Here is a 1173-nt window from a genome sequence, read left to right as displayed (position 1 = left end):
GCTGAATTCCGTAATCCATGTAGTTGGTAACAACCGAGTCCTCCGCGGTTTTCAAATATTCCGGAACCAAACTGAATGCCCGTTTCAAAATTTCCGGTTTGCGTGTGAAGAGAATGCTCAGATCAACCGGCACGGTTAACCATTTGTGCGGATTGACCACGAACGAATCGGCGCGGTCCAACCCCTTGAAATGATTGCTCATCTCAGGCAGCATTGCAGTTACACCGGCATGAGCGCCGTCGACATGAAGCCAAACTTTTTCGCGCTCACATATTGCAGCGATTTCATTTATGGGATCAACGCTTGTCGTTGAAGTCGTGCCGATCGTTGCGACAACACAGAACGGAATAATTCCGTTTGCTTTATCGTCTTGAATTGCTTTATCAAGTTCTGCCGGAATCATCTTGAACTCAGCATCAACCGGAATTTTTGTAACTCCGTCTAGACCGATGCCGAGCGTGAGCGCGCCTTTCTCAATTGATGAGTGCGCGTGTTCGGAACAATAAAGCCGGAGTTTCGGAATTCCGCTCATCCCCTTTTCGCGAATTCCAAGGTTTAAGTTTTCACGCGCCGCAGCGATTGCGTGCATGGAACTCACGGAAGCAGTATCGTAAATGATCCCGGTGAAATTTTCCGGCAGTTTCATCAATTGTCTAAACCAAATCAAAACTATTTCTTCGAGTTCGGTAAGCGACGGACATGATTTCCAAACCATTCCGTTTGTATTGAACGCCGCGCTCAAAAGTTCGCCGAGAATTCCCGGTCCGCTTGCAGTTGAATTAAAATACGCCATGAAATTCGGATGCTGCCAATGCGTAATGCCGGGCAGAATAATTTTATCAATATCGGCAAGAATATTTTTCATCGGCTCGGATTCTTCCGGCGCTCTCTTTGGAAGTTTGGATTTGATCTCACCAGGTTTCACATTCGGCAAAACGGGATATTGTTCAATCCCATCAAGATAATTTGCAACCCAGTCAATCAATTCGCGGCCGCACTTTTTGAATTCCTCAGGCGGCATATCTTCAAAACGTTTTTCTGTATTCATGTTTTTAATTGTTAGTTGTGTTGCTTGTCTTCTTCGGCAAATCCAATGAATTAATGTTTCGGCAAAGATACATAGAAAAAGATTCGTCCGAAATTTGTCTGCCAACTTACCGCAATTTCCTATTC

The 1173-nt window shown here is 45.0% G+C and carries 1 protein-coding gene; it reads right to left on the bottom strand.

Features of this window, described 5'->3' with window-relative positions; translation table 11 throughout:
- Nucleotides 1-1048 (bottom strand): pyridoxal phosphate-dependent decarboxylase family protein (locus tag ACYC56_RS14355; protein WP_461374855.1); only part of this gene is annotated, 1048 nt, incomplete at its 3' end.
- Nucleotides 1049-1173 lie beyond the last annotated feature (125 nt).

This window comes from Candidatus Aquicultor sp. (assembly GCF_054640775.1).
The sequence above is the reverse complement of the archived record's forward strand: the minus strand, read 5'-3'. Positions and strand labels throughout refer to the sequence as shown.